The sequence below is a fragment of the Nocardiopsis exhalans genome, from assembly GCF_024134545.1.
Classification (GTDB): Bacteria; Actinomycetota; Actinomycetes; order Streptosporangiales; family Streptosporangiaceae; genus Nocardiopsis; species Nocardiopsis exhalans.
In genome coordinates this window covers 5,240,868-5,267,509 of the sequence record NZ_CP099837.1, presented here as the reverse complement: position 1 = coordinate 5,267,509, position 26,642 = coordinate 5,240,868, and the positions used below count along the sequence as shown (strand labels likewise).

21 protein-coding genes are annotated in these 26,642 nt (G+C 71.1%); all 21 read left to right on the top strand.

Features of this window, described 5'->3' with window-relative positions; genetic code table 11:
- Positions 1-157: 157 nt before the first annotated feature.
- The 21 genes from alaS (at position 158) to argH (ending at position 26,515) form a co-directional block, all read left to right on the top strand.
- Positions 158-2,827 carry an alanine--tRNA ligase gene (alaS, locus tag NE857_RS23285; RefSeq protein WP_254417665.1) on the top strand — a complete coding sequence of 890 codons (2,670 nt, stop codon included), beginning with the start codon at positions 158-160 and terminating at the stop codon, positions 2,825-2,827.
- 449 nt (positions 2,828-3,276) lie between these two features.
- Positions 3,277-3,765 (top strand): Holliday junction resolvase RuvX, encoded by a 489-nt coding sequence (gene ruvX / locus NE857_RS23280; RefSeq protein ID WP_017583953.1) that lies wholly within the window; start codon positions 3,277-3,279, stop codon positions 3,763-3,765.
- Positions 3,762-6,179 (top strand): endolytic transglycosylase MltG, encoded by a 2,418-nt coding sequence (mltG, locus tag NE857_RS23275; RefSeq protein WP_254417664.1) that lies wholly within the window; start codon positions 3,762-3,764, stop codon positions 6,177-6,179. Before ruvX ends, mltG begins: the two co-directional genes overlap by 4 nt.
- Positions 6,179-7,015: a shikimate dehydrogenase gene (locus NE857_RS23270; protein ID WP_254417663.1), complete on the top strand. Its 837-nt coding sequence runs from the start codon at positions 6,179-6,181 to the stop codon at positions 7,013-7,015. Before mltG ends, NE857_RS23270 begins: the two co-directional genes overlap by 1 nt.
- A 405-nt stretch (positions 7,016-7,420) precedes the next feature.
- Positions 7,421-8,005 (top strand): translation initiation factor IF-3, encoded by a 585-nt coding sequence (gene infC, locus NE857_RS23265; RefSeq protein ID WP_184371994.1) that lies wholly within the window; start codon positions 7,421-7,423, stop codon positions 8,003-8,005.
- 186 nt (positions 8,006-8,191) lie between these two features.
- A complete protein-coding gene (gene rpmI, locus NE857_RS23260) occupies positions 8,192-8,386 on the top strand; it encodes a 50S ribosomal protein L35 (RefSeq protein WP_017583949.1) in 195 nt (64 codons plus the stop codon).
- Positions 8,387-8,552: 166 nt separating this feature from the next.
- The gene (gene rplT, locus NE857_RS23255; RefSeq protein WP_026117095.1) at positions 8,553-8,924 is read left to right on the top strand and encodes a 50S ribosomal protein L20; all 372 of its coding nucleotides are present in this window, start codon (positions 8,553-8,555) and stop codon (positions 8,922-8,924) included.
- Between the two features lie 45 nt (positions 8,925-8,969).
- Positions 8,970-9,818: a TrmH family RNA methyltransferase gene (locus tag NE857_RS23250; RefSeq protein WP_254417662.1), complete on the top strand. Its 849-nt coding sequence runs from the start codon at positions 8,970-8,972 to the stop codon at positions 9,816-9,818.
- A gap of 574 nt (positions 9,819-10,392) precedes the next feature.
- Entirely contained in the window at positions 10,393-11,520 is a 1,128-nt protein-coding gene (locus NE857_RS23245; protein WP_017583947.1) for a sensor histidine kinase, read from the top strand.
- A gap of 185 nt (positions 11,521-11,705) precedes the next feature.
- Positions 11,706-12,824, top strand: a complete 1,119-nt coding sequence (pheS, locus tag NE857_RS23240; RefSeq protein WP_254417661.1) for a phenylalanine--tRNA ligase subunit alpha — start codon at positions 11,706-11,708, stop codon at positions 12,822-12,824.
- Positions 12,824-15,313 carry a phenylalanine--tRNA ligase subunit beta gene (pheT, locus tag NE857_RS23235; RefSeq protein ID WP_254417660.1) on the top strand — a complete coding sequence of 830 codons (2,490 nt, stop codon included), beginning with the start codon at positions 12,824-12,826 and terminating at the stop codon, positions 15,311-15,313. Before pheS ends, pheT begins: the two co-directional genes overlap by 1 nt.
- A 519-nt stretch (positions 15,314-15,832) precedes the next feature.
- Positions 15,833-17,059 (top strand): aminotransferase family protein, encoded by a 1,227-nt coding sequence (locus NE857_RS23230; RefSeq protein ID WP_254422069.1) that lies wholly within the window; start codon positions 15,833-15,835, stop codon positions 17,057-17,059.
- Positions 17,060-17,268: 209 nt separating this feature from the next.
- Positions 17,269-17,757, top strand: a complete 489-nt coding sequence (locus tag NE857_RS23225; RefSeq protein ID WP_017583943.1) for a MarR family winged helix-turn-helix transcriptional regulator — start codon at positions 17,269-17,271, stop codon at positions 17,755-17,757.
- 196 nt (positions 17,758-17,953) lie between these two features.
- The gene (locus NE857_RS23220; RefSeq protein WP_254417659.1) at positions 17,954-19,375 is read left to right on the top strand and encodes an NAD(P)/FAD-dependent oxidoreductase; all 1,422 of its coding nucleotides are present in this window, start codon (positions 17,954-17,956) and stop codon (positions 19,373-19,375) included.
- 151 nt (positions 19,376-19,526) lie between these two features.
- Positions 19,527-20,555, top strand: a complete 1,029-nt coding sequence (gene argC, locus NE857_RS23215) for an N-acetyl-gamma-glutamyl-phosphate reductase (protein WP_254417658.1) — start codon at positions 19,527-19,529, stop codon at positions 20,553-20,555.
- 22 nt (positions 20,556-20,577) lie between these two features.
- The gene (locus NE857_RS23210; RefSeq protein ID WP_254417657.1) at positions 20,578-21,369 is read left to right on the top strand and encodes a bifunctional ornithine acetyltransferase/N-acetylglutamate synthase; all 792 of its coding nucleotides are present in this window, start codon (positions 20,578-20,580) and stop codon (positions 21,367-21,369) included.
- Positions 21,370-21,413: 44 nt separating this feature from the next.
- Positions 21,414-22,367 (top strand): acetylglutamate kinase, encoded by a 954-nt coding sequence (gene argB / locus NE857_RS23205; RefSeq protein WP_394297052.1) that lies wholly within the window; start codon positions 21,414-21,416, stop codon positions 22,365-22,367.
- Positions 22,364-23,572 carry an acetylornithine transaminase gene (locus NE857_RS23200; protein WP_254417655.1) on the top strand — a complete coding sequence of 403 codons (1,209 nt, stop codon included), beginning with the start codon at positions 22,364-22,366 and terminating at the stop codon, positions 23,570-23,572. Before argB ends, NE857_RS23200 begins: the two co-directional genes overlap by 4 nt.
- Positions 23,569-24,516 (top strand): ornithine carbamoyltransferase, encoded by a 948-nt coding sequence (argF, locus tag NE857_RS23195; protein ID WP_254417654.1) that lies wholly within the window; start codon positions 23,569-23,571, stop codon positions 24,514-24,516. Before NE857_RS23200 ends, argF begins: the two co-directional genes overlap by 4 nt.
- Positions 24,513-25,046, top strand: coding sequence for an arginine repressor (locus NE857_RS23190; protein ID WP_017583928.1), 534 nt, complete (start codon positions 24,513-24,515; stop codon positions 25,044-25,046). Before argF ends, NE857_RS23190 begins: the two co-directional genes overlap by 4 nt.
- A 50-nt stretch (positions 25,047-25,096) precedes the next feature.
- Positions 25,097-26,515 carry an argininosuccinate lyase gene (gene argH, locus NE857_RS23185; RefSeq protein ID WP_254417653.1) on the top strand — a complete coding sequence of 473 codons (1,419 nt, stop codon included), beginning with the start codon at positions 25,097-25,099 and terminating at the stop codon, positions 26,513-26,515.
- The last annotated feature ends 127 nt before the right edge of the window (positions 26,516-26,642 follow it).

The window sequence follows — 26,642 nt, the reverse complement described above, 5'->3', positions numbered from 1 at the left end:
TCAACGGTGCGGGTCTTCGGCGGCCACAGCAAACCATGCGCGCAGGCGTGGCGGTTCCCTCTACGATGGGCCCCTATCGACCACGCGTGACCACGGTCCCACCCAGGGACAACCCCGCCGCCACGGGGCGGCGGAGCCAAATACCAGGAGGGCATCAATGGAGACGGCAGAGATCGCGCGCCGCTTCCTCAGTTTCTTCGAGAAGAACGGACACACCGTGGTGCCCTCGGCAAGCCTGATCGCCGAGGACCCCACGCTGCTGCTGGTGCCGGCAGGCATGGTCCCCTTCAAGCCCTACTTCCTGGGTCAGCGCACTCCCTCCTACAGCACCGCCACCAGCGTCCAGAAGTGCATCCGCACCAAGGACATCGAGGAGGTCGGCAAGACCTCCCGGCACGCCACCTTCTTCCAGATGCTGGGCAACTTCTCCTTCGGTGACTACTTCAAGGAGCAGGCGATCCCGCTGGCCTGGGAGCTCGTCACCACTCCGGTGGCCGAGGGCGGCTTCGGGATCGACCCCGAGAAGCTGTGGGTGACCGTCTACCTCGACGACGACGAGGCCGAGGCGATCTGGCGCGACAAGGTCGGCGTCCGCCCCGAGCGCATCCAGCGCATGGGCATGGAGGAGAACTACTGGTCGATGGGGGTCCCCGGCCCCTGCGGCCCCTGCTCCGAGATCTTCTACGACCGCGGCCCCGAGTACGGCGTCGAGGGCGGCCCCGAGGCGGACGAGAACCGCTACATCGAGATCTGGAACCTCGTCTTCATGCAGTACGAGCGGGGTGAGGGCGGCGACAAGAGCGGCTTCCCGATCCTCGGCGACCTGCCCAAGAAGAACATCGACACCGGCCTGGGCCTGGAGCGCCTCGCGGCGGTCCTGCAGGGCGTCGACAACATCTACGAGACCGACATCATCGGCCGCGTGCTGCACCGCGCCGCCGAGCTGACCGGCACCACCTACGGCGAGAACCACGAGCAGGACGTGATGCTCCGCGTGGTCGCCGACCACGTGCGCAGCGCCGTCATGCTCGTCGGCGACGGTGTCAAGCCGGGCAACGAGAAGGCCGGGTACGTCCTGCGCCGCATCCTGCGCCGCTCGATCCGCAACCTGCGCCTGCTCTCGGGCACCGACGCCTTCTTCCTGCACGAGCTGACCGAGGTCAGCATCGACGCGATGAAGGACATCTACCCGGACCTGCTCGACAAGGCGGGGGTCATCCACGGCGTCATCGACAACGAGGAGCGCAACTTCGCGGACACCCTCCGCGCGGGCACCACGCTCTTCGGCCGCGCGGCCGAGCGCACCCGCGCCGAGGGCGGCACCGTCTTCTCCGGCACGGACGCCTTCCAGCTGCACGACACCTACGGCTTCCCCATCGACCTCACCCTGGAGATGGCCGCCGAACAGGGCCTGAGCGTGGACGAGGGCGCCTTCCGCGAGCTCATGCAGCGCCAGAAGGACACCGCCAAGGCCGACGCCAAGGCGAAGAAGCTCGGCAACGCGGACATCTCGCTCTACGCGCAGATGCACGAGAGGGCCGGGAACACCGAGTTCCTCGGCTACACCGAGTCCGAGAGCGACTCCCGCGTCAAGGGCATCGTCGTGGACGGGTCCGGGGTCCCGGCCGCGCGCGCGGGCGACAGGGTCGAGATCGTCCTGGACCGCACCCCCTTCTACGGGGAGAGCGGCGGCCAGCTCGCCGACACCGGCACGCTGACCGTGGACGGGCGCGGCGTGGTGGACGTCGAGGACGTCCAGAAGCCGCTCCCGGGCCTGTTCGTGCACCGCGGCACCGTGCGTTCGGGCGAGATCGTCCTGGACGACACCGTGCACGCGGCGATCGACACCGGTCGCCGCCACGCGATCGAGCGGTCCCACTCGGCGACCCACCTGATCCACTCGGCGCTGCGCAACGCGATGGGTCCCGCCACCGGGCAGGCCGGTTCGGAGAACCGCCCCGGCCAGCTGCGGTTCGACTTCACCGCCGACAACGCGCTGGGCAACGAGCGCCTGGCCGAGGTCGAGGAGGAGGTCAACACCGTCCTGGCCGGTGACATCTCGGTCCAGACCGAGGAGAAGAGCCTGGACGAGGCGCTGAAGATGGGCGCCCTGGCCATGTTCGGCGAGAAGTACGGCGACCGCGTTCGGGTCGTGGAGATGAGCGACTACTCGGTCGAGCTCTGCGGCGGTACGCACGTGGGCTCCACCGCCAGGCTCGGCATCGTCAAGCTGCTGGGGGAGTCCTCCATCGGCTCCGGCGTGCGCCGGGTCGAGGCGGCCGTGGGCGTGGACGCGTTCAAGCGCCTGTCCAAGGAGTCGGCCCTGGTCGGCCAGCTCTCCGAGCAGCTCAAGACGCCGCGCGAGGAACTGCCCGAGCGGATCGACTCGATGGTCTCCCGGCTGCGCGCCGCGGAGAAGGAGATCGAGAAGCTGCGCGCGGCGCAGGTGCTCCAGGCCGCCGGTGAGATCGCCGCGAAGGCGCGCCGCCACGGTGCGGCGCTGGTCGTGGCCACCGAGGCGCCCGAGGGTGCCAGCGGCGACGACCTGCGCAAGCTGGTGCTGGACGTGCGCGGCCGCCTCGGCGAGGACGAGCCCGTGGTCGTGGCGATGACCGCCGTGCCCAAGGACCGTCCGGTCGTGGTGATCGCCGCGAACAAGGCCGCGAACAAGGCCGGGATCAAGGCGGGCGAGCTCGTCGGGGTGGCGGCCCGCGCCCTCGGCGGCGGTGGCGGCGGCAAGCCGGACATCGCCCAGGGCGGTGGCAGCGACGCGGCCAAGGTCGACGAGGCCCTGCGCGCCGTGGAGGCGCGCGTCGCGGGCGCCTAGGCGCTTAGCGGTATGCCAATGACACCGCGCCCCGTGCGGCCCTCAGCGGGCCACACGGGGCGCGGTGCTGTCTACTGGGGTTCACCCCGATGTGAACGAAAGCACGGCCACAGACACCCCTCGGACTCTGGGTGCCCCGGGGCAGGGGCCGGGTGATTTACACTCGGACGGTACGAGTTCGCCCCGGCCCCCGCCGCCACAGCCCGATCTGAGGCATGAGGCCCGATTGGGGAGGGGCGGCGGGCGTGCCATGGGCGAGGCTGCGCACCGTCATCGAATCGGGCATACTGTGGCGCGTCACAGCCGATTCCCATGGCTGTCTGCGCGGATTTCGCCGCGATCCAGCTGATGAACAGGACCACCGTGTTGAGGATTTTCCGGCAGCGGTGCTGTGCCGTCGACCGCACAGCCCGACTGAGCAGCTTCCCCGCCCACGGGGAGGCATCCTCTTGAGGCAAGGTGTACGCCTGGCGATCGACCCGGGCAACGCGCGTATCGGGGTCGCGGCCAGCGACCCGAGCGGTATGCTCGCCAGCCCGGTGGAGACCATCGCGCGCGGCCGGGGCGACCTGCAACGCATCGCCCTTCTCGTGCTGGAGAAGGAGGCCCGCGAGATCGTCGTGGGCTACCCTGCTTCACTGTCTGGCCAAGAGGGACCGGCCGCCCGGTCCGCTCGCGAGTTCGCGAATACCTTGGCCCGGCTCCTTGACCCCGTCCCCGTCAGGCTCGTGGACGAACGACTCACCACGGTGACCGCCCAGGGCCAGCTGCTCTCCGGTGCCTCCTTCGGCAAGAAGGGCGCCAAGGGCGGCCGGGCCCGCCGCTCGGTCATTGACCAGGCGGCGGCCACCGTGCTCTTGCAGAGTGCCTTGGACCAGGAACGGTCAACAGGCCATCCCCCGGGCGAGATCGTCCGTGCCAGCCAGGGAGATTCATGACCGACAGGGATGACTACCCCGATCCCTACCGTCGTCGTGCCGACCGCGAAGGCGGCTACGACTACGATCCGCTGACCGACCCGCTGCCCGCCCAGCCGCCCTCGCGCGGACGCCGGGCGCGCCCGGGGCCGCCGGACAGCGGTGAATTCGGGCACACCGGGCCCTCCAGCGGGGAGTTCCGTACCCCCAGGTACGCCGACCCCGGGCCGGCGGAGTTCGACACGCAGAACCCGGCCGCGCCGCCTCCCGGCCGCCGCCGCAGGGCCGAGCCGCCCGAGGACCAGGCCGCCTGGGGCGGCGAACAGCCGACGGCCCCGCCCCGGCGTTTCGGCGCCGCGGACGCGCTGCGCGGCAGCCGTGCAGCGCGCGGCGGCGGACAGGGCGCTCAGCGGCCCGCCCAGGGATCGCCCTCGGACACGGGCAGCCACCAGCGGCCCGCTCCCGGATCGCTTTCGGATACCGGCAGCCATCAGCGGCCCGGCAGCGACTCCACCCAGGAGGCTCTCGCGGCCCTGGCCAACCTGGGCGGGGCCCAGAACCCCGGCAACCAGGCCGGCCCCGGGGCGCCGACGGCTCCCGGCACACCGGTCCCGGGAGCCCACGACGAACCCCCTCGCCGGGCCCGGCGAGCACGCGCCGAGGAGCCAGGGGAGGGGCAGTCACCCTTCTGGGGCGACGACGCGGACGAGCCCACCCCCGCCTTCCTGGCCGATGACGCCGCTGAGGAGCCCAAGGGGCGCCGCGCCCGCCGCAAGCGCGCCAAGCAGGCCGAGGCCGAGCCGCTGCGCGACTCCGGCACCTTCTCCGCTCAGGAACCGGAGGCCGAGGAGCCCAAGGGGCGCCGTGGCCGCCGTCGTGCCCGGCGTGCGGCGGAGGAGGCGCCCGCGGACTCCGGCGCCTTCCTCGCCCAGGAACCCGTGGACGAGGAACCGGCCGGACGCCGCGGCCGTCGCCGTGCGGCCCCGGCCCCGGAGCCGGAGGAGGAGCCCCGCCACTCCGAGACCTTCGCCACCGCCCCGGTCACCGACACCGGAGCCTTCGCCGAGCTGTCCAACCTGGATGACGAGGAGCCCCTGACCGACACCGGTTCCTTCCTCGCTCAGGAACCGGAGGCCGAGGAGCCCAAGGGCCGCCGCGGCCGCCGTCGTTCCCGCCGCGGACGCCGTGCCGAGCCAGAACCGGAGCCCCGGGCAGAGGAGGAGCCGGAGGAGGTCGAGGAGGACCTCTACGAGGAGGACAGCCTCGAAGACATCGCCGCCTCCTACGGCGACAGCCGCGCCAACCGCAAGCGCGCGAAGCGGGCCAAGGCCGCCCAGGCCGCCCGGCGCAACGCGGGCAAGCCCAAGAGGCGCAAGAGCAAGGGCCTGATGATCCTGCTCGTTCTGGTCCTGATGCTCGTGGTCGCCGGCGGCGGTTTCGCGGTCATGCGTACCTACGTGTTCCCCCCGGACCACGGGGGTTCGGGGGAGGGCGAGGTCGTCTTCACCATCGCGGAGGGGCAGAGCGGTACCGCCGTCGGCCAGAGCCTCGTGGAACAGGGCGTGGTCGCCAGCGTCCGCGCCTTCACCAACGCGCTCGGCGAGCAGGGTGACGCCCTGGTGCCCGGCACCTACTCCCTGGCCGAGAACATGAGCGGCGAGAGCGCCGTCGCGGCTCTGCTCGACCCGGAGAACCGGCTCGGCGGGCGGGTCACCATCCGCGAGGGCCTGCGCTCCGAACAGGTCCTCCAGCACCTGGCCGACAACACCGGCCTGTCCTTGGAGGAGCTGCAGGACGCCTACGCGCAGACCGGCGAGCTCGGCCTGCCCGACTACGCGACGGAGGGGGCCGCGGGCTACCTGTTCCCGTCCACGTACCGGTTCGAGCCGGACACTGAGCCCCTCTCGATCCTGCGCACCATGGTCACCCAGTACCGCCAGGTCGCTGAGGAGCTGGACCTGGAGGCGCGCGCCGCCGACCTCGGCTACGACGCCAACGAGGTCATGGCGATCGCCTCCATCGTCCAGGCCGAGAGCGGCGGGGTCGACGACATGGCCAAGATCTCCCGGGTGGTGCACAACCGCCTGGACATCGACATGATGCTCCAGATGGACAGCACCTGCTTCTACGCCATCGGCGAGTACGGCATCGCGCTCAACAACGACCAACTGGCCCAGTGCGAGTCCGACACCAGCGGGTTCGACACCTACCACAAGACCGGTCTCATCCCGGGCCCGTTCGTGGCCCCGGGCGAGGACGCCATCGAGGCGGCCCTGGAGCCGGAGGAGGGCGAGTGGCTGTACTTCGTGGCCACCGACCCGGAGAACGGTGTCACCGAGTTCGCCGAGACCTACGAGGAGTTCGAGGTCCTCAAGCAGCGCTTCCAGGAGACCTGGGGCGGCGGCGGCCAGGCCGAGGGCGAGGGCGAGGAGTGATGCGCGCCGCCGTCCTGGGTTCGCCGGTGGCCCACTCCCTCTCCCCGGTCCTGCACTCCGCGGCCTACGCGGCCCTGGGGCTTCGGGACTGGTCCTACGGACTGTTCGAGTGTGATGAGGAGGGGCTGGCGCCCTTCCTCGAGGGGCTGGACCCGGCCGATTGGGCCGGGCTCTCCCTGACCATGCCGCTCAAGCGCCGGGCCATGGAGCTGGCGGTCGAGGTCACCGACCTGGCCACGGCGGTCGGCGGGGCCAACACCCTGGTCCGCCGGGGCTCGGGCTGGGCGGCGCACAACACCGACGTCGAGGGCATCGCCACCGCGCTGACCGAGGCCGGTGTGGCTGCCCCCGGTAGCACGGTCGTCCTGGGGGCGGGGGCCACCGCGGCCTCCGCCCTGGCGGCCCTGCGTGAGCTCGGCTCCGCCGGGCCGGTCACCGTCCTGGCCCGCGACACCGCGCGCACCCGCGAGGTCACGGCGGCCGCCGAGCGCCTGGGCCGTCCGGTCGAGGTGGCCCCGCTGACGGAGATCGACCGCCACCTGGACGCCGACCTCGTGGTGTCCACGCTGCCCTCGGGCGCCGCGGACGCGCACGCCGAACGTCTCGCGGCCTCCCGGGCCGATCTTTTCGACGTGATCTACGCCCCATGGCCGACCACGGCGGCTGAGGCCGTCGCGGCCCGGGGCGGGCGGGTGGTGGGCGGTTTCCCGATGCTCCTGCACCAGGCCGTCGCCCAGGTCAGGCTGATGACCGGGGTCGAGGACGTCCCTGTCGCGGCCATGCGGGCCGCGGGCGAGGTCGAGCTGGAACGGCGGTCGGCCCAGGCCGGGGTCTGACCTCCGGTCCGGAGGGCGGCACGGGTGGCCAGGTGGCCCCCGGGTCCTGCTATATTGGACGTAATCGACTTGGTCCGGTGTGCACAGCACGCCGGAACCGCAAGCGGAGATGATCCTCCCACCTACCGGGCCTCGCCCGTGTGGGTCCCGGTCAGACGATGGGTATACCATCCTGTGTTCGTCGTTCACCCCTGTGCGGGTGGCCGAAGGCCAGGTGGCGGCTCCGTCGTGAATGTCCGGTCGGATCGCCCCGCTTGCACACGCTGGCGGGGTTTTTCGCTTTTTGGTGAGATCCCAACGCGGGCGGGTGGCCTGAACAAGCACGGGCGACCCGGTCGAACAGGCCGACCACCACACGGTGGGCGGCCGGTCCCAGGTAATCCGAGAAAGCTAGGGAGGGGTCTCATCAGCACAGAGCCCCGCATCAATGACCGTATCCGGGTGCCCGAGGTCCGACTTGTCGGACCCAACGGTGAGCAGGTCGGAATCGTCTCCGTGCAGGACGCGCTGCGTCTGGCCCAGGAGTCCGACCTCGACCTCGTCGAGGTCGCACCGACCGCGCGCCCGCCGGTCGCGAAGCTGATGGACTACGGCAAGTTCAAGTACGAGTCCGCGGTCAAGGCCCGTGAGTCGCGCAAGAACCAGTCGAACACGATCATCAAGGAGATCAAGCTCCGCCCGAAGATCGACCCGCACGACTACGAGACCAAGAAGGGTCACGTCGTCCGGTTCCTCAAGAGCGGTGACAAGGTCAAGGTGACGATCATGTTCCGCGGCCGTGAGCAGTCTCGGCCCGAGCTCGGGCGCAGGCTGCTGGCGCGTCTGGCCGAGGACGTCCAGGACCTCGGGACGGTCGAGTCCCAGCCCAAGCAGGACGGCCGCAACATGGTCATGGTGATCGGTCCGCACAAGCGGCGTTCCGAGCACAAGGCCGAGGCCCGTGCCGCGGCGGGGGACAAGACCCGCCGCGACGAGAGCGACCAGGCGTAAGGCGCCAGGGTTAGTCCCCCACCGCCCGGCCGTCGTGAAGGCGGGAACCGGGTGGTGGGGTGGGCTGTGCGCGAACAGCTCGTGATGCACCGGTGTGCGACGGGATCCCGCCGTAGTGGCGGAACAATCGCGTCATCCGTTCCCAGTAGCGGGTGCCGCGCCGACGGAGTAGGAGACGACGGCGACATGCCGAAGAACAAGTCCCACAGTGGAGCCAAGGACCGTTTCAAGGTCACCGGCTCCGGCAAGATCATGCGCCGCCGTGCCAACAAGAACCACATCCTTGAGCACAAGACCTCCAAGCGCAAGCGGAAGCTGGGCACGGAGGCCGAGCTCGCTCCGGCTGACACCAAGAACATCAAGAAGCTCCTGGGCATGTAGCTCCAGAGCATCTTCCGTCCTCCTTGGCAGGCCCGTGCGCCCGACCCGGTCGGCGCGCTGAGGCGCCCGGAGGACAACCACCTGAAGCGAACACGGCCGCCGGGCCCGTCCTGGTCGGACCGGTCGGCGCGCCGTGCGCGCCGGAAGAACCAATGAGGGAGTCACTGTGGCACGCGTGAAGCGGGCTCTCAACGCCAAGAAGAAGCGCAAGGTCGTTCTCGACCGGGCCAGTGGTTACCGCGGGCAGCGCTCGCGCCTGTACCGCAAGGCCAAGGAGCAGATGCTCCACTCGATGACCTACTCCTACCGGGACCGCAAGGACCGCAAGGGGCAGTTCCGTCGTCTGTGGATCCAGCGCATCAACGCCGCCTCCCGCGCGCACGGCCTGACCTACAACCGTCTCATCCAGGGCCTGAAGCTGGCTGAGATCGAGGTCGACCGTCGCATGCTGGCCGAGCTGGCCGTCAACGACGAGGCCGCCTTCGCCGTCCTCGTGGAGAAGGCCAAGCAGGCCCTCCCCACCACCGCCGCGGCCTAAGAGCGGGCAGCAGCTGGCAGGCAGTAGAAAACAGATCAGGTAGCGATGGCGAGCCACGAGTTCACGAGTGTCCGGTCACCCAGGATCAAGGGGGTTCGGCGGCTCGCCAAGCGCACCTTCCGTCAGCGCGAGCGGCGCTTCCTCGCCGAGGGGCCGCAGGCTGTACGGGAGGCCCTGGCCGCCGTCAACGGCGGAGACGGGCGGTCCCCCTACGGCGGGGCCGCCCGCGGCGTTGTCGAGGTCTACGCCACGGCGGAGGCCATGCAGCGCCACATCGACCTGATGGACGCCGCCCACACCGCGGGCGTGCCCACCCACCGGGTCAGCCTTGACGTCATGTCCGAACTGGCGCAGACCATCACCCCGCAGGGGGTCATCGCGGTCTGCGACTTCGTCGACGTCCCCCTGGAGAGCGTCACCGACGTGCGGCTCGCCGTCGTCCTCTCCCATGTGCGCGACCCCGGCAACGCGGGGACGGTCCTGCGCACCGCCGACGCGGCCGGTGCCGACGTCGTGATCTTCACCGACGCCTCGGTCGACCCCTACAACGGCAAGTGCGTGCGGGCCTCCGCCGGAAGCCTGTTCCACCTCCCCGTGGTGGTGGGGGTCCCGGTGGCCCGGGCGGTGGACTTCCTCCACGGCACTGGAGCCAAGGCCTGGGCGGCCGACGGGGGCGGCGACCGCGACCTGCACCAGCTGGCCGACGACGGCGACCTGGACGGCCCGGTCGGCTGGGTCTTCGGCAACGAGGCCTGGGGCCTGCCCGAGGAGATCGTCCAGCTCACGGACGGCGCGGTCAGCGTTCCGATCTACGGCGGGGCCGAAAGCCTGAATCTGGCCACAGCCGCCGCGGTCTGTCTGTACACGACCGCGCGGCAGCAGCGGCGCTCCTGAGAGCTCCTTTCGAGCCGCTCCTGGCTGGCTCACCCTGCCCCGATTGATTACTCCCGGTGACTGCCAGGGCTCTGACCCGGGGTGACGGAGCGCGGGGCTCACACGTTCGGTAACAGGTTCTGCCAACCCGTCGAAATGCACGTGCACGAGCCCCGAGTGTCGATAGGGTCGGGCCAGCAGCACGGTGGTTCATGCGCATCCCGCTTGACCACCCCCACCTGACCCGCGTCACGGGTAGGGCGGTGCGCGTGGCCACGAGGGCACGGCAGGATGCTTGGCGACACGGTATGAGCGATGTCCGGTCACCGGCTCCGCCACACGTTCTGTCACGCGTGCTGTCCCATCGGGACCCCGGCCGTCGGCGGTCGTCCCCGGCCTGCCGGTGGACGGCGGTGCGCCCGGTCCCCACCGCCCGGGCGCCTCGACGGGGCCGTATCCCGGGCCGTGAGGCGTACCAGGTGGGAGTGCAGGGTAGATCTGCGGTGGTGTCCGGGGGAGAGACGGGCACCACCGGTCAGCGTCCCGACCCAGGAGTCCTGTGGTCGCGGACCTTCGGAGGGGAGCGGGGAGAGGCGTGGGCAGCGGCCGGCAGGTGGGCCAACCGGCGGAGGACTCCGGCGGTGCGGCGGCGCCGAACCTTTGGGACGTGGACACCGCCTCGGCCCGGCCGGGTGAACCCCCGCTGCACGCCGACGACCTGCCCGACGGCGTGGTCGTCGCAGATGCCCGGGGCCGCGTCGTCCTGTTCAACACCATGGCCGCGCAGCTCACCGGGGTCCCGGTCGAGTCCGCGCTGGGCCGCGACTACCGCACCGCCCTGCCCCTGAACGGGCTCGACGGCAACAACTGGTGGGAGTCCAGCGACCCCTACGGCGGCGACCGCGAACGCACTCGCCAGCCCGAGCGAATGCTCTGCCTGCCCGACGAACGCGAGATCCTCGTGGCCGCGCGCTACGTGCGGGCCAGGCCCGGCGGGGCGCTCGTCCGCCTGGTCGTCACGCTACGGGACGCCTCCGCTCGGGCCGAACGCTCCCGAGCCGACCTGGTCTCGGAGGTCGCGCACGAACTGCGCTCCCCGCTCACCAGCGTGAAGGGCTTCACCTCCACCCTGCTCAACAAGTGGGAACGGCTCACCGACAAGCAGAAGCTGTTCATGCTGGAGACGGTCAATGCCGACGCCGACCGCGTCACCCGGCTCATCCACGACCTGCTGGACGTCTCCCGCATCGAGTCCGGCCGCCTGGAGGTGCGCCGCCAGGTCGTCGACCTGCCCGCCGCCGTGCGCCGTCTGGTCGCCAGTAAGATCGCCGCGGGTGAGTCCGAGGAGCGTTTCCGGGTCGAGACCCGCGGCGAACTCCCGCAGATGTGGTTGGACGCGGACAAGATAGAACAGATCCTCGCGAACCTCGTGGAAAACGGGGTGCGGCACGGCGCTGGTACTGTCAGTATCGTGATCGAGCCGTGTGAAGGAGGAGCAGCGGTGTCGGTGCGCGACGAAGGCCAGGGCATAGCACCCGAGACCATTCCGCGCGTCTTCCGCCAGTTCTGGCGCGGCAAGCGCCGTGGCGGGACCGGCCTCGGACTGTTCATCGTGAAGGGCCTCGTCGAGGCCCACGGCGGCACGATCACCGTCGGACGCGCCCCCAACGGCGGCGCCGAGTTCCGATTTACCATGCCCGCCGGGACGCCCGAGTTCGTCTGAGCCCTCAGACCCTTCGGCCCCCCGGTGGGCGCACGTGGCATGTCCCGGACCCCGTGACGGACCTTTCCCGGGCTGCCCGCAAACCGCCTGTGCTTTTCCTGTCGGCTTCGTCCGCCCCGCGCGGACCGTGACTGCCGTCCCGTCCCCTGATCCGTGGGGGAGCGGCGACGGCGAGGCAACCAACCATGTCTGCACCGAACAATTCCTTCGACCCGGTCGAGGTGGCCCCCCTGCACCCCGATGAGGTCGCCCGCATGCGCGAGGAAGCGCTGGCCGCCATCGAGGCCGCCGCCGACCTCGCCGAACTCAAGGAGGTCCGGCTCGCGCACGCCTCCGACCGCTCCCCGCTGGCCCTGGCCAACCGGGAGATCGGCGCGCTGCCCCCGGCTGCCAAGGCCGACGCGGGCAAGCGGGTCGGCGGCGCCCGGCGCGACGTCGGCCAAGCCCTCAAGGCCCGCCAGGCGGTGCTGGAGACCGAACGAGACGAGCGCGTCCTGGTGGAGGAGCGCGTCGACGTCACCCTGCCCTGGGACCGTACGCCCCGGGGCGCCCGCCACCCCCTGACCACCGTCGCCGAGCGGATGGCCGACGTCTTCGTCGGCATGGGTTTCGAGGTCGCCGAGGGCCCCGAGGTCGAGGCGGAGTGGTTCAACTTCGACGCCCTCAACTTCCAGCCCGACCACCCGGCCCGCAGCATGCAGGACACCTTCTTCGTCGAGGGTCCCGACGGCGGCGAGTCCGGCCTGGTCATGCGCACCCACACCTCCCCGGTGCAGATCCGCGCGCTGCTCTCGCGCGAGCTGCCGGTGTACGTGGTCGCGCCCGGCAAGACCTTCCGTACCGACGAGCTGGATGCCACGCACAGCCCGGTCTTCCACCAGTTGGAGGGCCTGGTCGTCGACAAGGGCATCACCCTGGCGCACCTGCGCGGCGCCATCGACGCCTTCGTCGAGTCGGTCTTCGGTGAGGGTCTCAAGACCCGCTTCCGTGCCTCCTACTTCCCGTTCACCGAACCCTCCGCCGAGGTGGACATCGAGTGCTTCGTCTGCCGCGGCAAGTCCGTGGGCAATCCGGACGAGCCCTGTCGCACCTGCTCCAGCGAGGGCTGGATCGAGATCGGCGGCTGCGGTGTGGTCAACCCCCGCGTGCTCACCGCCGCAGGGGTGGACCCGGAGGTCTACAGCGGCTGGGCCTTCGGCCTGGGAATCGAACGGACACTGATGTTCGCGCACGGTGTGCGCGACATGCACGACATGGTCGAGGGCGACATCCGCTTCACCTCGGCGTTCGGGAGTGAGAACTGATGCGCGTCCCCCTGACCTGGCTGCGTGAGTACGTCGAGCTTTCCGCCGACGTCTCCGCCCGCGAGCTCGCCTCCCGGCTGACCCTGGCCGGGCTGGAGGTCGAGACCGTCGACGAGCTCGGCTCCGACCTGACCGGCCCCATCGTCTTCGGCCGTGTGCTGGAGATCGAGGAGCTCACCGAGTTCAAGAAGCCCATCCGTTTCTGCAAGGTGGACGTGGGGCGGGCCAACGGCACCGGCGAGCCGCAGGAGATCGTCTGCGGCGCCCGCAACTTCGCCGAGGGCGACCTCGTGGTGGTGTCCCTGCCCGGCGCCGAACTGCCCGGCGGCTTCAAGATCGGTGCCCGCAAGACCTACGGCAGGATGTCCGCCGGCATGATCTGCTCGGCCACCGAGCTCGGCCTGTGGGAGGACCACAGCGGCATCGTCGTGCTGCCCGAGGGCTTCGCCGAGATCGGCACCGACGCCATCGCGGCCCTGGGCCTGCGCGAGGACGTCCTCGACATCGCCGTCACCCCGGACCGGGGTTACGCGCTGTCCATGCGGGGAGTGGCGCGCGACGTCGCCGCCCTGTACGGTGCCGCCTTCCACGACCCCGCGGACCTCACCGTCGCCGAGCCCACCGGCCCCGGCCACCCGGGCGTGATCGACGACGCCAAGCGCGCCGACCGCCTCGTGCTGCGCGGCGCCACCGGCTTCGACCCGGAGGCGCCCACCCCGCTGTGGATGAAGCGCCGCCTGCACCAGAGCGGGGTGCGCCCCGTCTCCCTGGCCGTGGACGTCACCAACTACGTGATGCTCGAGCTCGGCCAGCCGCTGCACGCCTGGGACCGCGAGAAGGTCAACGGCCCGATCCGCGTCCGCCAGGCCGAGGCGGGGGAGAAGCTGGAGACCCTGGACCACGTCCAGCGCTCCCTGGACCCCGACGACATCGTCATCGCCGACGACTCCGGTGCTCAGGCGATCGCCGGGGTGATGGGTGGACTGCACACCGAGATCGGCCTGTCCTCCTCGGAGGTCCTGGTCGAGGCCGCACACTTCGACGCCATGAGCATCGCCCGCGCCTCCCGCCGCCACCAGCTGTCCTCGGAGGCCTCCCGACGCTTCGAGCGCGGCATCGACTCCGCCGAGCAGCTGGCCGCGGCGACCCGCGCGGTAGAGCTGCTGGCAGAGCTCGGCGGCGCCTCGGTCGAGTCCGCCTACACGGTGGTGGACGAGTCCGCCCGGCGTGAACCGATCGTCGTCAAGGCCTCCCACGCGGGCAGCGTGGCCGGGGTCGACTACCCGGCGGGCACCAGCGAGCGCTGGCTGCGCGCCCTCGGCTGCTCCGTGGAGACCGACGGGGACCTGCTGCGGGTCACCCCGCCCACCTGGCGGCCCGACATCACCGACCCCAACGACCTCGCCGAGGAGGTCATCCGCTTCGAGGGCTACGAGAACATCCCCTCGATCCGTCCCTACGGTTCCGGGCGGGGGCTGACCGCCAGTCAGCGCCTGCGCCGGGCGGTCGGCCGCATCCTGGCCGACACCGGGTACAACGAGGTGCTGTCCTACCCGTTCACCAGCGAGCGCGACCTCGACGGCCTCCAGCTGGCCGCGGACGACGCGCGCCGGAACGCCCTGCGCCTGGCCAACCCGCTCAGCGAGGAGGAGCCGCTGCTACGGACCACCGTGCTGCCGGGCCTGTTCAAGGCGTTGGCCCGCAACGTGGGCCGGGGCATGACCGACGTGGCCCTGTTCGAGACCGGCCTGGTCTACCGGCCCAAGCCGGGCCCCACCCGCGCTCCGATCCTGCCCGTGGACCGGGGGCCCGGCGCCGAGGAGCTCGCGCTCATCGACGCCGCCCTGCCCGAGCAGCCGCGCCGCGTGGGCGTGGTCCTCACCGGCGACGCCGAGCGCGTCGGCTGGTGGGGCCAGGGCCGCGCGGCCTCCTGGGCCGACGCGATCCAGGCCGCCCGGGACATCGCCCGGGTCGCCGGGGTCGACCTGGAGATCGAGGCCGACACCCACGCACCGTGGCACCCGGGCCGTTGCGCCGCGCTGTACGTGCGGGTGGACGGCGAGCGCCGGCTCGTGGGGCACGCCGGTGAGCTGCACCCGCGGGTGATCAAGGCGTTCGGTCTGCCCGACCGCACCGCGGCCATGGAGATCGACCTGGACGGCGTCGAGCGCGCCCGCACCGACGTGCCCGCCCCGCAGGTGTCCACCTACCCTGTGGCCACCCAGGACGTGGCCCTGGTCGTGGACGCCTCCGTGCCGGTCGGCGAGATCAGCGCCGCCCTGGCCGAGGGCGCGGGCTCCCTGCTGGAGAGCGTGCGGCTGTTCGACATCTACACCGGTGAGCAGGTCGGCGAGGGGCGCAAGTCCGTGGCCTTCGCGCTGCGCTTCCGGGCCGACGACCGGACGCTGACCGCCGAGGAGGCCGGTGCCGCGCGCGACGCGGCCGTTGCCCTGGCGACCGAGCGCACGGGCGCGGTCCTGCGCGGTTAGCCGACTGGTCGGCGCGGCCCACGCGGCCCACGCGGCCTGAGAAACACAGCTTTAACACGGCGGGGCGGGGCGGTTACTCCCAAGGGGAGACCCGCCCCGCCCTTCTGTGTTAGGACAGTGCTGTGGAGCCGGTCCGCCCGGCTCGGGGAGCGGCGGCAACCCCCCCGGTGTGTTGCGAAACGAGCGACCGTCGAGCCCGGATTCCAAGAAAATTCTGGCCGTGTTTTTCCAGCCCAGTAGGGGTTTTGGTGCCAAGTGCTGAGGGTAGCCGGAATGAAGTTTGTGTTTCGGGGCATGAAAGCTCGTTTTGGCTCTTGCTGTGGAGCGGTCCGAGAACTTAGCCTTCGAGTACCTGCCACAACCTGGGCGCCCGGGTAAGGGGTCAGATCCGTTTTCCGCTGCGCACTCTCGCGCATGTCACGGCTCGGAGGTCGCCATATGACCGAAACGGTTGTCTCGTCCGCGCTCACTCCCAAGGAACACCGGGAGCCCAGCCGTCTCTGGCATACCTTCTGCGATATGAACACCGTGGCCAAGGGCCCGGAGTTCGTTGTGGCCCGCGCCGAGGGCGTGTGGCTCTGGGACCAGTCCGGTGACCGTTACCTCGACGGGACCGCCAGCCTCTGGTACTGCAACGTCGGCCACGGCCGTGCCGAGATCGCGGACGCGGTCCACCGGCAGATGACCACCCTGGACGCCTACACCGTCTACGGAGACTTCAACAACGTGCCCGCGATGGAGCTCAGCGAGCGCCTGGCAGCGCACGCGCCGGTCGAGGACCCGCGCGTCATCCTCACCTGCGGGGGCGGGGAGTCGATCGACACCGCCGCCAAGCTGGCGCGCAGCTACTGGGCCACCCAGGGGCAGCCGCAGCGCCAGCACCTGATCAGCCGGACCGGCGGTTACCACGGCCTCAACGGCTTCGGTACGAGCATCATCGGGATGGAGCGCTTCCGTTCCGGCTACGGCAAGCTGATCGAGGACACCTCCGTGGTGCGGCACGACTCCGCTGCCGCCCTGGAGGCCGAGATCCTGCGGGTCGGCGCCGACCGGGTCGCCGCCTTCTTCGCGGAGCCGGTGATCGGGGCGGGCGGGGTGTTCCTGCCGCCGGAGAACTACTTCACCGACGTGGCGCGGATCTGTCAGAAGTACGGAGTGCTGTTCGTGGTGGACAGCGTGATCTGCGGCTTCGCCCGGATGGGGAACTGGTTCGGGATCGAGCGGTTCGGGGTGAGCCCGGACATGATCGTCTTTGCCAAGGGCGTGTCCAGCGGTTACCTGCCGCTGGGCGGTGTGGTGGTCAACGGCCGGGTGGCCGACCCGTTCTGGAACGAGGCGGGCAACCCGTTCCTGCACGGCACCACCTACGCCGGGCACCCGTCGGCCTGCGCTGCGGCCATGGCCAACCTGGACATCCTGGAGCGCGAGGACCTGTTCACGGTCTCCCGCGAGGTGGAGACCCACTTGGACTCGGCGCTGCGCGGACTGGCCGACCACCCGCTGGTCGCCGAGGTCCGTTCCGGCACGGGGGTGATGGGTGCGGTGGAGCTCACCGAGGAAGCCCTCACCGAGCGGGGCATCACCACGGCGGAGATCTTCGCCGAGGCCCGCACCCGGGGCGTCATCGTCCGGCCGGTGCCCAAGGCCCTGCTGGTCTCGCCTCCACTGGTCATCACCTGGGAGCAGATCGACCACATGACGTCCACCCTGTCGTCGGCCCTGGACGCGGTGATGGCCCGCCACTGACCCCGGGACTGACCCCGAGAAGGCCTCTCCACTGACCCGAGCAGGCCCTTGCTGGACCCACCGGTGCCGTGTCACGCGCCGGTGGGTTATTTATTTTCCTGGGAAACCTCTGTCCAGTACGGATACCGTGGAGTAATGTTTACTGGGAAGATACTTCTTTCGGGGCGGGTGTGGCGTTTCCTCCCCGATGGCACGACAGGGGACAGCACATGACCGCACAGCCGACCGGCGTGGACGAGCAGCACGGTACGGGACCCAGTGACGACGACCTGATCACGGCCTGGGGTCTGCTCCACGAGGCGATGAACTCCATTCAGCCCAAGCTGCTGCACGGGATAACCCCCGACGGCAAGGACATGGCGGGCCCCTGGTTCGAGGTCCTCATCCGACTCCAGCGCACCCCGGGGCACCAGCTGCCGATGAGCCGCCTGGCCAGGGAGGTCAGCCTGAGTACCGGAGGGTTCACCAAGCTGGCCGACCGCCTGGAGAAGGAGGGCTACCTGGAACGGCACAACTGTGCCACCGATCGCCGGGTCGTCTACGCCACCCTCACCGAGAAGGGGATCGAGTTCATCGGCGCCGCCCGGATCCGCCACGTGGAGCGCTTGCGTGAGCACGTGCTCGCCCCGCTCGGGGAGGGCGGGGTTCGACAACTCGCCACGATCGCGCGTACGCTCCGTGACAGCTCCTGCGATTAAAAAGGTACGGAACTGCGACGTTGCGTAGTCGAATCGCCGCTTCCGCGACCGGACGATCCTCGTGAATGTGCAGAAAACATGCCACGAGCCTTCGTTCCCGTGTAGGTTGGCGAGAGTTCGGGGGACCCAACGCGGGGTGGGTCGGGAGCACTGAGGTTCCGGGGGAATGATGAGGCTGTTCACCACTGCTGCCCAGATGAGGCCGATTCCCCGATCCGCTCGCTTCGCCAACGGCGGGGTTTCCTTCTGGTTCAGGGAGAGCGGTCTCCCCGAACGCAGAGCGCCTCTGCCGGGTGATGCCGACTACGACGTCTGTGTGGTCGGAGCCGGTTACACCGGCCTGTGGACCGCCTACTACCTCAAGAAGGCCCAGCCGGACCTGCGCGTATGCGTGGTCGAGCGGGAGTTCGCCGGTTTCGGCGCCTCCGGCCGTAACGGAGGGTGGCTGACCGCCGAGTTCTCCGGTTCCCAGGAGGACTACGCCCAGTCACACGGCAAGGCCGCCATGGTCGCCCTGCAACGCGCGCTGATGAACACCGTGGACGAGGTCGTCTCGGTCGCCGGGGCCGAGGGGATCGACGCCGACATCGTCAAGGGCGGCATGCGTGTGGTCGCCAGCAACGCGGCCCAGCACGAACGGCTCCGGAACAACATCGACTACCTCCAGGACTGGGGGTACTGGCCCGACGACATCCACATGGTCGACCTGGACCACGCGCCCCCGATCGCGGTCAACGGCGCCGTGGCCGCTGGCTACTCCCCGCACGCCGCCCGTATCCACCCGGCCAAGCTGGTCACCGGCCTGGCTCGGGTGGTCGAGGCGCTGGGTGTGGAGATCTTCGAGGACACCCCGGTGACCGAGATACGGCCCCGCGAGGGCGGAAACCGCCCGGCCGTGGTCACCGAACACGGCACCGTCCGCGCCGACCACGTGGTCCGCGCCACCGAGGGCTTCACCTCCACCCTGCGCGGCCAGCACCGCCGCTGGCGCCCCATGTCCTCCTCGATGATCGTCACCGAGCCGATCGCCCCCGAACTCTGGGAACGGATCGGCTGGGAGGGCCGCGAGTTGCTGCGGGACGCCGCCCACTCCTACGTCTACGCCCAGCGCACCGCCGACGACCGCATCGCCATCGGCGGTCGCGGCTCCTCGCGCCGATCCGGGGGTTCGGAGGGCAGCGAGGGCACCACCCAGCCACAGGCCATCGCCGAGCTCTGGCGCTCGCTGACCGCGCTGTTCCCCGACGTCGCCGACGCACCGGTCGAGCACGCCTGGTCGGGGGTGCTCGGAGTGCCCCGCGACTGGTCCCCGACGGTGAACCTGGACGCCGATTCCGGCCTGGGCTGGGCGGGCGGCTACTCCAGCAGCGGAGTCGCCACCAGCAACCTGGCCGGGCGTACCCTGCGCGACCTCATCCTGGGCCGCAGCACCGACCTGACCCGCCTGCCGTGGGTCGGCCACGAGGTGCGCGGCTGGGAACCCGAGCCGCTGCGCTGGATGGGCACGAAGGTCGTGCGCGGCCTCTACCGCACTGCCGACCGCCGGGAGTCCCAGGCCGAGGGCAAGGCCCACACCTCCCGCCTGGCCGACCTGGCCACCCGGATGCCTGGAAACTGACCCAGAGCCGGACCCGTCCCCTTCCGGGGCTGTGACCCCCACCGCTCTCGCTCTCCGGTGCCCCTGGTCGGTGATTCTCCCACCCTTGGTTGCATAAACTTGCAGAGCCATGCATGATGGTTCAGTCCAGTCGAGGAGAGAGGGTCTCACCATGGGATACACAGCGGCCATCGCCGGAGCCAGCGGCTACGCCGGGGGCGAGCTGCTGCGTCTGCTCCTGGGGCACCCCGACATCGAGATCGGCGCGGTCACCGCGGGCAGCAACGCCGGGACCCCCCTCATCCAACACCAGCCGCACCTTCTCCCGCTGGCCGACCGCATCCTCGCGCCGACCACCGTCGAGGAGCTGCGCGGTCACGACGTCGTCTTCCTCGCCCTGCCGCACGGACAGTCCGCCGACATCGCCCAGCAGCTCGGCGACGACGTCCTGGTCGTGGACTGCGGAGCCGACTTCCGCCTCAACGACCCCGCCGCCTGGGAACGCTTCTACGGCACCCCCCACGCCGGTACCTGGCCCTACGGCCTGCCCGAACTGCCCGGCCAGCGCGAGCGCCTCACCGGGGCCCGCCGGGTCGCCGTCCCCGGCTGCCACGTCACCGTCGCCACCCTCGGCCTCTTCCCGGCCCTGGCGCAGCAGCTCGTCGAGACCGACCTCACCGTCGTCGCCGTCACCGGCACCTCCGGCGCGGGCAAGGCACCCAAGCCCAACCTGGTCGGCAGCGAGGTCATGGGCGCCCTCAGCCCCTACGGCGTCGGCGGCACCCACCGGCACAACCCCGAGATCGTCCAGAACCTCACCTCGGTCACCGGCGAGCCGGTCCACCTCTCCTTCACCCCGATCCTCGCGCCCCTGCCCCGGGGCATCCTCGCCACCTGCACCGCGCCCCTCAAGCCCGGCGTCAGCGCCGACCAGGTGCGAGCGGCCTACGCGACCACCTACGCCGACGAGCCCTTCGTCCACCTGCTCCCCGAGGGCACCTGGCCCAACACCGCCATGACAGTCGCGGCCAACACCACCCTCGTGCAGGTCACCGTGGACCCCGACGCGAACCGCATGGTCGCCGTCGCCGCCCTGGACAACCTGACCAAGGGGACCGCGGGCGGCGCGATCCAGAGCACCAACCTCGCCCTGGGCCTGCCCGAGGACACCGGCCTCCCGCTCGCCGCGGTCGCCCCCTGAGAACCCGGGAAGAGGCATCGACGTGAGTGTCACCGCACCCAAGGGCTTCCGCGCCGCGGGCGTGGCCGCCGGGATCAAACCCGACCGGGCCCGCGACGTCGCCGTCGTCATCAACGACGGCCCCTCCCGCGCCGCCGGGGCGGTCTTCACCGACCACCCCGACCCCGCCGCCCCGCTCCTGTGGTCCCGGCAGGTCGTCGCAGGCAGCCGCGTGCGCGCCGCCGTCCTCAACTCCGGCTGCGCCAACGCGGGCACCGGAGTACTCGGCTTCCAGGCCGCCCACGCCGAGGCCGAGCACGCCGCCGACCTGCTCGCCGACTCCGCCGCCGAGATCGTGCTGTGCTCGGCCGGCCCGATCGGCACCGTCCTGCCCACCGAATCCCTGAACACCGGGCTCACGGCCGCGCTCGCCGAGGCAGAACGCGGCGGCGGACTCCCCGCGGCCGACGCCATCCGCACCGGGGACACGGTCGCCAAGATCGCCTTCGGCCGCGGCGAGGGCGTCACCGTCGGAGGCATGGCCAAGGGGCCGGACGCCTCCGTCGGATCGGTCCTGTGCGTACTGACCACCGACGCCGACCTCAGCGCCGAGCAGTGCCAGAGCCTGGTCGCCGATGCCGCGGCCAAAGCCTTCGCCCCGATGACCGGGACCAACGACACCGTCCTGCTCATGGCCAGCGGCGCCGCTCCGACCACCCCCGACGAAGGGGTCCTCGCCGACCTGCTCACGAAGGTGTGCGAGGAGCTCGCCGCCCAGCTCGCCGCGGACACATCCGACACCGGAACCCCCCAGGACAGGCAGGCCAACCCGTGAACTCCAGGATCTCCGACAACCCCACCCGGGACCAGGCCCAGGCCATGGACAAGGCGGCCAACCTCATCGAGGCGCTGCCCTGGCTCTCCCGCTTCCACGGCCGCACCGTCGTGGTCAAGTACGGCGGCAACGCCATGGTCAGCGAGGAACTGCGGGTCCGCTTCGCCGAGTCCATCGTCTTCCTGCACTACGCGGGCCTGCGCCCCGTCGTCGTGCACGGCGGCGGACCGCAGATCAGCGCCATGCTGGACCGCTCCGGGGTGGAGTCGACCTTCACCGCCGGACTCCGGGTCACCACCGACGAGGCCATGGACATCGTCCGCATGGTCCTCACCGGCCAGGTCAACCGCGAGATCGTCGGCCTGATCAACCAGCACGGACCCTTCGCGGTCGGCATGTCCGGCGAGGACGCCAACCTCCTCTACGCCGAGCGCAAGAGCGTCGAGGTGGACGGTGAGACCGTTGACATCGGCAGGGTCGGCGAGGTCAGCGAGGTCAACCCCGGCGCCGTCTCCGCGCTCATCGCCGACGGCCGCATCCCGGTGATCTCCAGCGTCGCCCGCGCCGACGACGGCGGCGTCTACAACATCAACGCCGATACCGCGGCCTCCGCGCTCGCCGTCGCGCTGGGTGCGAGCAAGCTCATCATGCTCACCGACGTCGAGGGCCTGTTCGCCGACTTCCCGGCCAACACCGACCTCATCCGGCGCCTGAACGTGGACGAGCTGCGCGCCCTCCTGCCCTCCCTGTCCTCCGGCATGCTCCCCAAGATGGAAGCCTGCCTGACCGCCGTCGAGGGCGGCGTACCCCAGGCCCACATCATCGACGGCCGTGTCCCGCACTCCCTGCTCCTGGAGGTCTTCACCGACCAGGGCGTGGGCACGATGGTCGCTGACGAGGAACTGGAGGCCGAACTCCTCGCCGGGAACGGCCACTACCCGCGCCCCTGGCGCCCCACCGACACCACCACTGAGCACAACCCTGGAGCCGTCAAGTGACCAGCAGCGAACTGAGGGAGCGCTTCGCCGCCTCGATCATGCCCAACTACGGGGTGCCGCCCGTGGCCCTGACCCTCGGGCGCGGCTGCGAGGTCTACGACGCCGACGGGCGCCAGTACCTCGACCTCATCGCGGGCATCGCCGTGTCCAGCCTGGGGCACGGACACCCCGCCCTGGTCAAGGCGGTCGCCCACCAGGCGGCCACCCTCGCCCACACCAGCAACCTCTTCGTGCACGAGCGCGAGGTCCAACTCGCCGAACGCCTCGTCGGGCTGCTCGGCGGTGACGCCAAGGTCTTCTTCGCCAACTCCGGCACCGAGGCCAACGAGGCCGCCCTCAAACTGGTCAAGCGCGCCGCTGGCCCCGGCCGCCACTACTTCGTCGCCGCCGACAAGGGCTTCCACGGCCGCTCCGCCGGATCTCTCGCCCTGACCGGCAAGGAATCCATCCGCGAACCCTTCGGCCCCTTCGGCATGGACGTGCGCTTCGTGCCCCACGGCGACCTGGAGGCCCTGACCGAGGCGGTCGACGAGAACTGCGTCGCCGTGTTCGTCGAGCCCACCCAGGGTGAGGCCGGGGTCGTCCCCGCCCCCGAGGGCTACCTCGCCGGGGTCCGCGCCCTGTGCGACGAGACCGGCGCGGCCTTCGTCCTGGACGAGATCCAGAGCGGTATCGGCCGCACCGGCCAGTGGTTCGCCCACCAGGAGGAGGGCGTGCGCCCCGACGTCCTCACCCTTGCCAAGGGCCTGGGCGGAGGACTGCCCATCGGCGCCTGCGTCGGTTTCGGCCGCTACGCCGACGCCTTCCACAAGGGCGACCACGGCTCCACCTTCGGCGGTAACCCGGTGGCCTGCGCCGCCGCGCTCGCCGTCATCGACACCATCGAGAGCGAGGGCCTGCTCGCCCACACCGCCGTGATGGGCGACCTGCTCGCCGAGCAGATCGAGGGCGTCAAGCACCCCCTCCTGGCCGGACAGCGCGGCAGCGGACTCTGGCGCGCCCTGGAACTCACCGGCCCGCACGCGGCCCACGTCCAGGAACAGGCCGCCGTCCGCGGCTTCCTCGTCAACGCCGTGGCCCCCGACGCCATCCGCCTCGCCCCGCCCCTGGTCATCACACCAGAGCAGATCGGCGTGTTCATCGAGGCCCTGCCCACCATCCTGGACGCCGCCGAGGCCGCCGCGACGAAGGAGACCCAATCATGACCCGGCACTTCCTGCGGGACGACGACCTCACGCCCGAGGAGCAGACCCGCGTCCTCGACCTCGCCGACGAGATGAAGCGCGACCGCTTCTCCTATCGGCCCCTGGCCGGGCCGCGCACGGTCGCCCTCCTCTTCGACAAGCCCTCCACCCGCACCCGCCTGTCCTTCTCCGTGGGCGTCGCCGACCTCGGCGGCAACCCGCTGGTCCTGGACTCCGGCAGCACCCAGATGGGCCGCGGTGAACCCATCGAGGACACCGCCCGGGTCCTGGAGCGCCAGGTCGCCGCCGTGGTCTGGCGCACCTTCGCCCAGGCCGACCTCGAGAACCTCGCCCGGCACATCAACATCCCGGTGGTCAACGCGCTCACCGACGAGTTCCACCCCTGCCAGATCCTCGCCGACCTCCAGACGGTCCGTGAGCACAAGGGCACCCTGGCCGGGCTCACCCTCGCCTACCTCGGCGACGGCGCCAACAACATGTCCCACTCCTACCTGCTGGGCTGCGCCATCGCCGGCATGCACGTGCGGATCGGTGCCCCCGAGGGCTACCATCCGGACCCGGTCATCCTGACCAGGGCCAACGAGATCGCCGAGAGCACCGGAGGATCGGTCACCGTCACCGCCGACGCCCACAAGGCGGCCGAGAGCGCCGACGTCGTGGCCACCGACACCTGGGTCTCCATGGGCCTGGAAGACGAGAAGGAGGACCGCGAGGCCCCCTTCCGCCCCTACACCGTGGACGAGGCGCTCATGGCCGCCGCCCACCCCGAGGCGATCGTCCTGCACTGCCTGCCCGCCTACCGGGGCAAGGAGATCACCGCCGGGGTCATCGACAGCCCGCAGAGCGTGGTCTGGGACGAGGCCGAGAACCGCCGCCACGCCCAGAAGGCCCTGCTCGCCTACCTGCTCGAGAGCAGCGACAACCCCGAGCCCGAGACACGATGACCAACGACCACAGCGGTACGGCCCCGATGACCAAGGCCGCCCGCCACGCCCGCATCACCGACGTCCTCACCCGCGAGGACGTCCGCTCCCAGGGGGAACTGGCCAGGCGCCTCTCCGACGCCGGGGTCCAGGTCACCCAGGCCACGCTCTCCCGCGACCTGGACGAACTGGGCGCGGTCAAACTCCGCACCGCGGACGGCCACCTGGCCTACGTCCTGCCGGGGGAGGGCGGCGAACGCCTCCAGCGCACCCGCCCGGACACCCTCGGCCTCGAACAGGTCTCCGGGGCCCGTCTGAACCGGCTGGCCGAGGACCTGCTCGTCTCGGCCGAGGCCTCCGCCAACATGGTCATCATCCGCACCCCGCCGGGGGCGGCGCAGTACCTGGCCTCGGCCATCGACCACACCGACTTCCACGCCATCCTGGGCACCATCGCGGGCGACGACACCATCATGGTGATCGCCCGCGATCCCCGGGGCGGCGAGGAACTGGCCGCGGCGCTCCTGCGGTTGGCCGACCGTAAACCCTGACCGCGCCCGTGCGGCCCGGCACCACCTGAACGTTCACTAAGGAGACCACGATGGCCGACCAGCCCGAGGCCCTGCGCCTGTGGGGCGGCCGCTTCGAGGGAGGACCGGACCAGGCTCTGGCCCGTCTCTCGCTGAGCACCCACTTCGACTGGCGGCTGGCCCGCCACGACATCGCGGGTTCACGCGCCCACGCCCGCGCCCTGCACCGCGCCGGACTGCTCTCGGCCGACGAACTCGACCGCATGATCGCGGGCCTGGACCGGCTGGAGGCCGACGTGGCCTCGGGGGAGTTCACCCCCGTGCTCGAGGACGAGGACGTGCACACCGCGCTGGAGCGGGGCTTCATCGAGCGGGTCGGCCCCGAACTCGGCGGCCGGCTGCGCGCCGGACGCTCGCGCAACGACCAGATCGCCACGCTGGTCCGCATGTACCTGCGCGAGGAGGCCCGGTCCATCGCTGACCAGCTCCTGGACCTGGTGCGCGCCCTCGCGGACCAGGCCGGGGCCCACCCCGACGCCGCTATGCCGGGCCGCACGCACCTGCAGCACGCCCAGCCCGTGCTGCTCGCCCACCAGCTGATGGCGCACGCCTGGCCGCTGGTCCGCGACGTCGAGCGGCTGCGCGACTGGGACCGCCGCGCCGCGGTCTCGCCCTACGGTTCCGGTGCCCTGGCCGGTTCCTCCCTGGGCCTGGACCCCGAGGCGGTCGCCGCCGAGCTCGGTTTCCCGGCCTCCTCGGAAAACTCCATCGACGGCACCGCCGCCCGCGACGTCGTCGCCGAGTTCGCCTTCGTCACCGCGATGATCGGCGTGGACCTGTCCCGGCTCTCGGAGGAGATCATCCTGTGGGCGACGAAGGAGTTCTCCTTCATCACCCTGGACGACGCCTTCTCCACCGGCTCCTCGATCATGCCGCAGAAGAAGAACCCCGACGTCGCCGAGCTCGCCCGCGGCAAGGCGGGCCGCCTGGTCGGTGACCTCACCGGCCTGCTCACCACCCTCAAGGGGCTCCCGCTGGCCTACAACCGGGACCTGCAGGAGGACAAGGAGCCGGTCTTCGACGCCGTGGACAGCCTGCACCTGCTGCTGCCCGCCATGACCGGCATGGTCGCCACCCTGACCTTCCACACGGACCGGATGGCGGAGCTGGCCCCGCAGGGCTTCTCCCTGGCCACCGACATCGCCGAGTGGCTGGTCCGCGAGCGCGTCCCCTTCCGCGAGGCCCACGAGATCGCGGGCACCTGCGTGCGGGTGTGCGAGGAACGCGGCATCGACCTGCCCGACCTCGGCGACGCCGACTTCGCGCAGATCTCCGAACACCTGACCCCGGCCGTGCGCGAGGTCCTGACCGTGCCGGGGTCCCTGGCCTCCCGCGCGGGCCGCGGCGGCACCGCCCCGGTCCGGGTCGCCGAACAGCTCGACCGCCTGCGCTCGGACGTCGAGGCACACCGCAAGGCCTTCATTTCCTAGCCACGCCCGTCGTGAAGGGGCCCTGTCGGATCCGTACGGCGATCCGGCAGGGCCCCTTCACCTGTGTGCCGGGCTTGGGAGCCCGGTCGTTCACGCCCGGGAGGAAACGTCCCGCGCAGGTCCGGCC